The sequence below is a fragment of the Agriterribacter sp. genome, assembly GCF_035444585.1.
GTDB lineage: Bacteria > Bacteroidota > Bacteroidia > Chitinophagales > Chitinophagaceae > Agriterribacter.
In genome coordinates, this window is sequence record NZ_DAOMOZ010000196.1 from 1 (window position 1) to 8,805 (window position 8,805).

The 8,805-nt window shown below is 41.6% G+C and carries 6 protein-coding genes; 5 read left to right on the forward strand and 1 reads right to left on the reverse strand.

Features of this window, described 5'->3' with window-relative positions; translation table 11 throughout:
* From PLH26_RS17275 to PLH26_RS17285, 3 genes are all read left to right on the forward strand, one after another.
* Positions 1-152, forward strand: a 152-nt coding sequence (locus tag PLH26_RS17275; RefSeq protein WP_324587285.1) for a BlaI/MecI/CopY family transcriptional regulator, incomplete at its 5' end; no start/stop codon positions are given.
* Positions 153-155: 3 nt separating this feature from the next.
* The gene (locus PLH26_RS17280; RefSeq protein ID WP_324587280.1) at positions 156-1,313 is read left to right on the forward strand and encodes a M56 family metallopeptidase; all 1,158 of its coding nucleotides are present in this window, start codon (positions 156-158) and stop codon (positions 1,311-1,313) included.
* Positions 1,314-1,592: 279 nt separating this feature from the next.
* Complete coding sequence (locus tag PLH26_RS17285) at positions 1,593-3,062, forward strand: TlpA family protein disulfide reductase (protein ID WP_324587281.1); 1,470 nt, start codon at positions 1,593-1,595, stop codon at positions 3,060-3,062.
* Between the two features lie 69 nt (positions 3,063-3,131).
* On the opposite strand, the gene PLH26_RS17290 is transcribed toward PLH26_RS17285, so the two are convergent.
* On the reverse strand, positions 3,132-6,710 hold the full coding sequence (locus PLH26_RS17290) for a VCBS repeat-containing protein (protein WP_324587282.1): 3,579 nt from the start codon (positions 6,708-6,710) through the stop codon (positions 3,132-3,134).
* 359 nt (positions 6,711-7,069) lie between these two features.
* Between PLH26_RS17290 and PLH26_RS17295 the strand changes: the two genes are divergently transcribed.
* Positions 7,070-7,693 (forward strand): RNA polymerase sigma factor, encoded by a 624-nt coding sequence (locus PLH26_RS17295; protein WP_324587283.1) that lies wholly within the window; start codon positions 7,070-7,072, stop codon positions 7,691-7,693.
* Positions 7,694-7,770: 77 nt separating this feature from the next.
* Positions 7,771-8,805: FecR family protein (locus PLH26_RS17300; RefSeq protein WP_324587284.1), on the forward strand; the 1,035-nt coding region annotated here is incomplete at its 3' end.

The window sequence follows — 8,805 nt, forward strand, 5'->3', positions numbered from 1 at the left end:
AGCAATATTCAAAATCAACGCTGGATAATGTTGCAAAAGGATATTTTGAAGGATCGTTTACCAATGTCATTTCATTTTTGGTTGATGAAAATAAATTATCAGTTAAGGATCTGGAACTCTTACTGGAGCAAATAAAAAAAATTAAAAAATAGTATATGGATATATTAACGTCCTACCTCATTAAATCATTTATTGCCAGCGGAGTTTTGTACATCTATTACCTGGCTGCTCTCAAGAATAAAAAATTTCATTTCTACAACAGGTTTTATTTGTTGCTGTCAATCATTATCAGTCTCACAATTTCTTTTATAAATTTCAGATGGCTTTATATTGTAGAGTCACAAAATACTCCCCTGACTAATTTTTTAACCACTATAAATTCTCCGGTTTTAAGCGATCCGGTTAAGCTTTCTAACACCGTTGCTGTGTTATTCAGCATCAGCATATTTATAAGTGCTTTTTTGTTTTTTCTTTTGGTTTCAAAAATAGTGTGGATTTACAGAATTAAGAAAATGAATACGAATATAAAAATGCATGGATACACTTTAATTGAAACAGAAGTTAACCAGGCCCCCTTTTCTTTTCTCAGCAATTTATTCTGGAAGCAGGGGCTTCCTGCAACAGACATCAATGGGAAAAAAATTCTTAACCATGAGCTTACTCATATCATGCAAAAACACACTTATGACAAATTATTTGCCCAAATTGTATCCTGCGTATTCTGGATGAACCCCTTTTACTGGTTAATACAAAGAGAGCTAAATATGATACATGAATTTATTGCAGATGCAGCCTCCGTTGAAAATGGCGACACAGAATCTTTTGCAAAAATGCTTCTTCATTCTTATAATAAAGGCGGCTATCTTTCTCCGTCTCATTCATTTTTTAATTCATCAATAAAACGCCGGTTAAATATGATTGGGTTACCAAACAAAACCCGAAATCCGTATCTAAGAAAGATACTGGCACTCCCGGTTACTCTGATTGTACTGGCACTTTTATCCGTTAGTATCAAAGCACAAACAGATCAAAAAACAAACCTTCAAACAGCAAAAGATGTCCAGAAATCTTCTGAAGATAGTATTCCAAAATCCACCTCAACACTTTCCAAGCGAAATTTAGAGCCAAGAACAATAGCCGGACATAAATCAAATAAGAACCCAAAGCTGGAGCCGGTAACAGTAGTAGGGCATAAATCAGATAAGAACCCGAGTTTGGAACCCATAACAGTAGTGGGACATAAATCAAACAAGAATCAAAGTTTGGAACCCATAACAATAATCGGGCAGAAACTATTGAAAAAAAACGAATAATAAAACGCCACCTCTTTTTTAGGCATAGAGACGAGAGATGTTTGTGCACATATTGAAAGAAATTTGATCCATCCGCCTATATAAGATCGGGGCGCATCAAAATGTGCAGGGCCATTGCTACACCACAATATCCCAAAATGTGACCATTGCCTGTACAGCGCTTTGCATATTGGTCCATTTAGAAAAGTATAAAGCAATCTACATGTTAGCAGCAAGCTTAATTGAGTACAGTCTGACATACCTGCTATCCCAATTTAGATAGCACAAATACAAAAGCATATGAATTATCAAAAAAAAACGAAAGTTGATAATGCAAAAGCAAGAAATTGGTCAATAAGTATTAAACGTTTGATTGCACTTTCCTTTCTCTGCTCTTTTTTATTTTGCTATCCACAAAACAGAAAAGAGTCTAATGACATTATATTTTCCGGGAAAATTACAAATGTCCCCACTCAACTTGATGGGAAAAAAATAATCAGCATAAACACGGAGTTTCTCTTAAAGGGGGATACCATATATAGAAAAGAAATTGTGCTATCCGATGATGGTACATTTAAAGTTAATATTAGCAGCGGTAGTGGCTTATATACGCTTTTTGACGGAACAAATGCAACGAGGCTTTTTTTACGCAAATCGAAACGATATGAAATTGACTATAACACTAAATTTTTTAAAAATGGGAAAATTCAACTGGTAGGGGCTGATACTGCCATTAACAGGTATTTTGTAGAAAAATATCAAAACAGAGTATTTGTTGACCGGGACATCAAACGATCTGAAGAAGACTATCGACAGTATCTTGGTAACATAAAAAAGCAACAGTTACAATGCCTCGAAAGGAGCAAACTTCCAACAAAACTAAAACAGGAAGAAGCTAAATATATTGAATATGAGTATCTCTACGAACTTAATATTTTCCTTTTAATGAAAGGGCAAATCGAACCCGCATTCAAGCCTTCCAAAGCATCTCGTGATGAGTTATCAATAAATTACTCAAACGAGCAGGAATATAAAAAACAGCATTACTATGCCAGTTTGGTAGGTGACTATTATACTATTCAGAAGCTTAGTGAAATAAAACGGGAATATAAAAAGAAAGACAGTCTCTATTCAGTAGATCAGTACATAATAAAGATATTGGATTCACTCGTACCTAGCCAGTATATCAAAAATGACCTAATAAGACAAATTACAAGGTTCTATTTAAGACAAGCGAAGGACAAAGAGGCTTTTTTTAACGACTTTAAAAAATATTATACGGGCCATGATTCGGCGTTCAAACAAATCACCTATGACAACTATTTGCGTTTATCAAAACTAAAAAAAGGTACACCTTCTCCCGATTTTTCTAACTATCAAAATTTTAACGGTGGCAGTAACTCCCTGACAGATTTTAGAGGCAAATATGTATTCATTGACATTTGGGCTACATGGTGTGCCATTTGTTGGGATGAGTTATCTTATTTAAAAAAATTAGAAAAAAAGCATGAGGGGAAAAATATTGTTTTTGTTAGCCTGTCATGGGATAAGGTTGAAAGTGAATGGAGGAAGACCATAGAAAAAGAGAATTTAACAGGAGTACAGTTGCTTGCCAAAGGTAAAGATGACCCTTTTCTAAAGGCGTTTGCAGTTACTGGTATCCCACGCTACATTTTTTTAGATCCCGATGGTAAGATTATCGACTATAACGCACCGAGGCCATCAGAAAAAGAAAAAATACAAAAATTATTCAATAGTGCCGGATTATAATATCGGTGGGAAGAAAGCCAGCGCAACGCGACAAACAGACTTTTCAAACTCTGTCAAAAATCATTTATTTTATTGAATCAGCCTGCTCTGCCCTTCCCGATCAAAAAATTCTATACTTTCTATGGCTTCATTCATGGCAATGAACCGCGCAGACTGGGAATGAAAAGAATCGCCATACGAAAATTCCACTTTGCGGGTTTTTCCATTTTTAAGATGTACCAGGGCGTAGCGCTCACCCGGCTGCAACGCAATCAGCCGGTTGTTTTTGTTAAGTCTGAATACTTTCAACACATCCTGATTTTGCGATGCGGCAAGCAGGTAATGACCACCGGACTGTTGTAACCGTACCAGCGCCTTGCCATCGCCGGGAATAAAAATGCCGCTTTGCCGTATGGTTTGTGCGCTGAAATCTCCATTGCCATCGCCCAGCAATACCAGCCCGTTCAGTGCATCGTAGCGCCCGGCTGATACTTCAGTCCCGAAATCATTGCCATTGATCGCCACGTCTAAGTTACCATCACCATTAAAATCATCGGCCACCATGCCATACAGGGGCGCCCACTGCGCCTGTGCCGGCAGCGGGTGGCATTCAAACTTACCATTGCCCGTATTTTTCACAAAGCAGCTTTTCATATTGTTCGCTTCCAGTATTAAAGCGCCCTGTAACTCTTCTTTCGTAAACAGGTCATGAACAGTGGCTTTTCCAAAATCTTTATAGGAGGGGAAACGCTTTCTCAAACCCGGCAACTGCCCCACTATTTCATCACGGCTTTGTGCAGGAAATTCTTTCCTTATTCCCTGCTCATCTTTCAGGTACATAGTGGTAATGATATCATACGCCCCGTTTTTATCAAAATCCTTTCCATAAATACACAGGGGATACTTTGCATCTGCACGGTAAAAAGAATTTTTGCCAAGGTTACCGGTTATATAATCCATATCGCCGTCATTATCAAAATCACCGGCTACGAGGCTGCCCCACCATCCGGTGTGCTGCTCAATGCCACTATCTGCCAGCCGTTCAAATTTCCCGCCGGTGTTCTTTAAAAACACCAGCGGCATCCATTCCCCGGCAATAACAAGGTCTTCCCATCCGTCGTTATCAAAATCTGTCCATAAGGCATCGCATACCAGCCCTATATCAATAAGCGCCCGGGCTGTTTCGCCGGTTACATCTGTAAATTTAACAACGCCCTGCCTGGAATCATTCCGTAAAATAATGCTGCTCACCGGCTGCGGGTATTTGCCGGGCAACACCCGTCCTCCAATAAACAGGTCAGGGTCACCGTCGTGGTCGTAGTCGGCAGCTTTTACACAGCTCTTGCTCGTATAATTGAGCGGAATGGCATCTTCCGCTATAGTAAACTTTCCATTGCCCCCGTTGATATACAAACGATCCTGGTAATTTTTTGTGCCGGGTGTAAACTCGCTGCTGCCGCTTGCCATGTATATATCAAGATCGCCATCGTTATCGGCGTCAAACAAAAGCATACCCGTTGTTTCGGGCTTGCGCGCATCGGGACCGGTTGCGGCGGGAAGAATATGCTTTATAAATGTGCCGTTGGCCTGCTGTACCAGCACTACCGGGTCCATGACCGTGTTGCCGCCAATTACAATGGCATCCAACCCGTTGCCATATACATCACCTGCAGCCAATGGCGGACCATATTGTGAAAATTTACGGGGCAGCAGGTGCTGGTAATTGAAATCAACATAATCCACTTCACCGTGGCGGTAATTTATCCCCGACTCTTTAGTAATGTCAGTGAACAAATGATCACGTGCTATACGATCTGCCGGTAACACGTAAGGCAATGCATTCTGTATACTAACTTCCACCACCTGGTTTGCGGCTATTTGTTTCAGGGTTTGTTTGTAGCCGCCGGGCCAATCAATGACCAGCGAATCTATCACTGTAGTTGTACCAAGTCCAAAATGGGCTATATCATTCACTGTTGAAAGATAACCCCGGTAAGCTGTGTTTTCATACACCTGCCTGAGACCATTGCTATAGTAAATGGTTGCTGTTGCCCCAAGCCCGTTCCTGTTCTTTTCACCACCTTTGAATCTTACCTGTAAAAAATTTGCACGAATACGTGTCTTTTCATTCAAAGTGTTTTCGTATACAGCGGCTTTTTCATTGATGTTGTTGATCACGTAGTCAAGATCGCCGTCGTTGTCGAGATCAACATATACCGCACCGCCTGAAAAGCCGGGTTCATCCAGTCCCCATTGCGCGGTAACATCTTCAAATTGCAATCCGTTGGCATTCCGGAATGCGTAATTGGCAATTTTAATTTGCGGCATCTGGTCAATGAGCTGCTGTTTGGTGGTGAAGGGAGAAGCCTTTTGCGCGTATGCACTAAAATCATGGTCGGTAACATCGCGCGGATAGCCGTTGGTAATGATAAGATCCCTGTACCCGTCGTTGTCAAAATCGGCCAGGGAAGGTGTCCAGCTCCAGTCTGTTTCCGCCACACCGGCATAAAATCCGATATCGCTGAATACCGGTTCCCCGATCGTATCATTGCCGCCTATGGAAGGTCCCTGGTTGAGTTGCAGGGTATTGCGCACATATTGAAGCGCATAATGACCGCTCTTCATTTGCTGATACATAAAATAATTAGCACTGCCCATATTTTTTTTCTTCCTGTAATTGTCTTCGGGGTTCATGTCAACCGTGATAACATCTGCCAGCCCGTCGTTGTTGATATCGGCTATATCTGTTCCCATCGCATTCCGCGAAGTGTGTTTGAAATAACGGTCGCGCATATCGGTAAATGTGCCGTTCCTGTTGTTGATATACAATTCATCGTCAGAGAAAAAATCATTGGCAACATAAATATCTTTCCACCCGTCTTCATTGATGTCTGCTACAACCAGTCCCAGTGCAAACCCGTGAGCTCCGATGCCTGCAGCTTCAGAGATATCGGTGAATACGGGATGCTGCAAGGCTTCGCTCCAGTCGTTGCGGTAAAGCTTATCATAATCATCCTTTAAGGTATCGCCGGTATTATCATTAAAAAAAAGGGCGCTGTTCCGGCCCGCAAGCCTGGTGTTGGCAAGGTACATGTCGAGGTCTCCATCATTATCGAAGTCAAAAAATGCGGCATGCACGGATAAAGCCGTATCTGCCAGCCCGTAACTTTCCGCCATTTCCTTAAACACGGGTATATTGTGGTCATTCAATCCCTGGTTGATGTATAAAAGGTTTTTTCTTTTCAGCGGATCCTTTGCAATGGTTGCACAAACGTAAATGTCTTTCCATCCGTCATTGTTGATATCCACTACTGATGCGCCATTACTCCATATACCTCCGCCAGTAACCCCTGCTGCTTCCGTAACGTCGCTGAAACGGAGTCCGTCTTCATTAAGATACAATGTATTGAAAGTAGTGCTGGCAGTAAAGTACAGGTCGGGCAACCCATCGTTATTAAAATCCCCAACAGCCACGCCCCCGCCATTGTACAGGTATTCCAGGTCAATGGGATTGACGGAATCATTTTCAATAACAATATTATTAAAATGAATTCCCGAGTGGCTGGCAGGAATTTTTTTAAACATTTTATGTTCCTGTCTGCAGGCAGTCCACAATGAAAAAAAGGTGCAGGCAGTTAACAATGAAAACACAAGATGCTTATAAGCCATATCAGCGTAATTTTCTCCGTGTCAAGTGAAAAAGGGCTCCTGATTTTTTCTGTTACCCCGCTTTTTATTTTAATGGAAGAATTGCAGCTATAAATCTCATACAAATACAGGAAAGATTTATGCACAAGTAATACACGATCTCCTATGTATTACATTACAGTGTGTTTGCCCAACGATCAACCTGTGTCAGCAGTTTTTTGCTCCCTGGGCTGGGGTCTCTATCAGCCGGCTACAATTTGGAATGCATCAGCTCTTACCGGGCATCATAATAATAAGTTATAGTATTTGGGAATAGTTTTTTAATTTAACCGCCTGGAAAATCAGGAACAGGTTTCTTAAAATAGCGGTTTCTTAAAGCTATGCCCTCCAAAACAAGCCATACCAAAAGCTGGATACAACTGCAAAACGGTCACAAGCAAGCCCTTTGTGAAATTTACAACCAGCATTATATAGGCCTAATGAACTATGGCATCAAGCTCACCGGCCGGCGCGACCTGACCCGCGACTGCATTACACAAATTTTATTGCGCTTATGGGATAACCGCTCCAAACTACCCTGTATAGAAAACGTACGTTCATACCTGCTTACCAGTTTACGCCGCGAATTGATGGGGGAAATAAAAATGGAAGGCAACCGGTCATTAAAGAACCGGTTGTTTGGTCAAAGCATTCAAACAACCGAAGCGCCCTATGAAGAATATATCGTTGAGCTGCAGCACAATAAGGAAATGAAGGAAAAACTGATGAACGCTGTTGCCCAGTTAACCCAAAGAGAAAAAGAATTGTTGAAACTGAAATTCTTTGAAGACCTTGATTACGATGAAATTGCAGCCAGATGCAACATCACCAAAAGAACAGCGTACAATATTATCCACCAGTCGCTGAAATCACTCAGGCTCATTCTGGTATCTGCCCCTCCGGGAAATCTCATACCGGACTATACGTTGATCGGATATTTTCTCTTCTGCTTTTTGCTTCAATAACCTGCATTAAAAAAAAAACACCATTTTCATAGTAAAAATCCGTTGGCGCTGCTTCTATAGTACAAAAACCGGAACTGATGAATTATACAGCGTTCGAGGCGGAAGATTTTATGCTGGATGAGTCATTTCAGAATTATTGCCTGGGCGTCCATGAAGAGGACGTGATTTTTTGGGAAGAATGGATAAAGAAAAACCAACATAAATCGGCTACGGTTAAACAGGCCAAAGACCTCTATCTTTCATTTACCGGCAATCACTCGGCCGAAACATTTGCTGCCGACAGGAAGGCCTTTCACCTGCTCGCTGAAGAACATTTTTCAAATGAAACAACAGAAGGAGCGGTTACTATTCAACCCGGTTTCGTGGAGCCGCCTGCTGCCGGAAGAAGATGGTTGTATGCCACAGCTGTTGCCGCAACAGTTGCCGGTATTCTTTTCTGGGCTACCCGCAATTACGATAATTCGTTTGAAAACCACCGGCAGGAAGCACAGTTAAAATACAACAGCACTGAAGTAAGCAAAGCGGGTGAAAGAAAATCAATTCAGCTACCCGACGGCACCAAGGTAATGCTTAATGCAGGCAGCACCATTCATATCGCGGAAGGTTTTAATACCGGCAGCCGTGAGCTTACCCTGGTAGGCGAAGCATTTTTTGATGTAGTGCACAATGCTGAAAGTCCATTCATCATTCATACCAGCGCCATGGATATAAAAGTGCTGGGAACCACTTTTAATGTGCGGGCCTACCCCGGCGATAAAACATCCGAGACCTCCCTGCTGAAAGGTTCGGTGGAAGTGACCTTACGGGATAATAAAAAGAAAAAAATATACCTGCGCCCCAACGAAAAGATCATCCTGCCCAACATTACCGCTGTGCCGGCCGCAGAAAAGAACAAGCTGACGGATAAAGATGCAGCTACCGGGAATTTTAAAATAACCGGGCTCACTTACAATAAAACGGATAGCACTTTAACCGAAGTATCATGGACAGAGAACCGTCTTGCCTTTAATGACAATAGTTTTGAAACCATTGCAGCAGAACTGGAGCGCTGGTATAATATCACCATCAGCTTTACCGATGAAAAAGTAAAACAGTACAGGTTTACGGCAACA

Excerpts from the sequence above, each read along its gene's own strand:
- PLH26_RS17280 (WP_324587280.1), top strand. The coding sequence starts at position 156 with ATGGATATATTAACGTCCTACCTCATTAAATCATTTATTGCCAGCGGA.
- PLH26_RS17285 (WP_324587281.1), top strand. The coding sequence starts at position 1,593 with ATGAATTATCAAAAAAAAACGAAAGTTGATAATGCAAAAGCAAGAAAT.
- PLH26_RS17290 (WP_324587282.1), bottom strand. The coding sequence starts at position 6,710 with ATGGCTTATAAGCATCTTGTGTTTTCATTGTTAACTGCCTGCACCTTT.
- PLH26_RS17295 (WP_324587283.1), top strand. The coding sequence starts at position 7,070 with ATGCCCTCCAAAACAAGCCATACCAAAAGCTGGATACAACTGCAAAAC.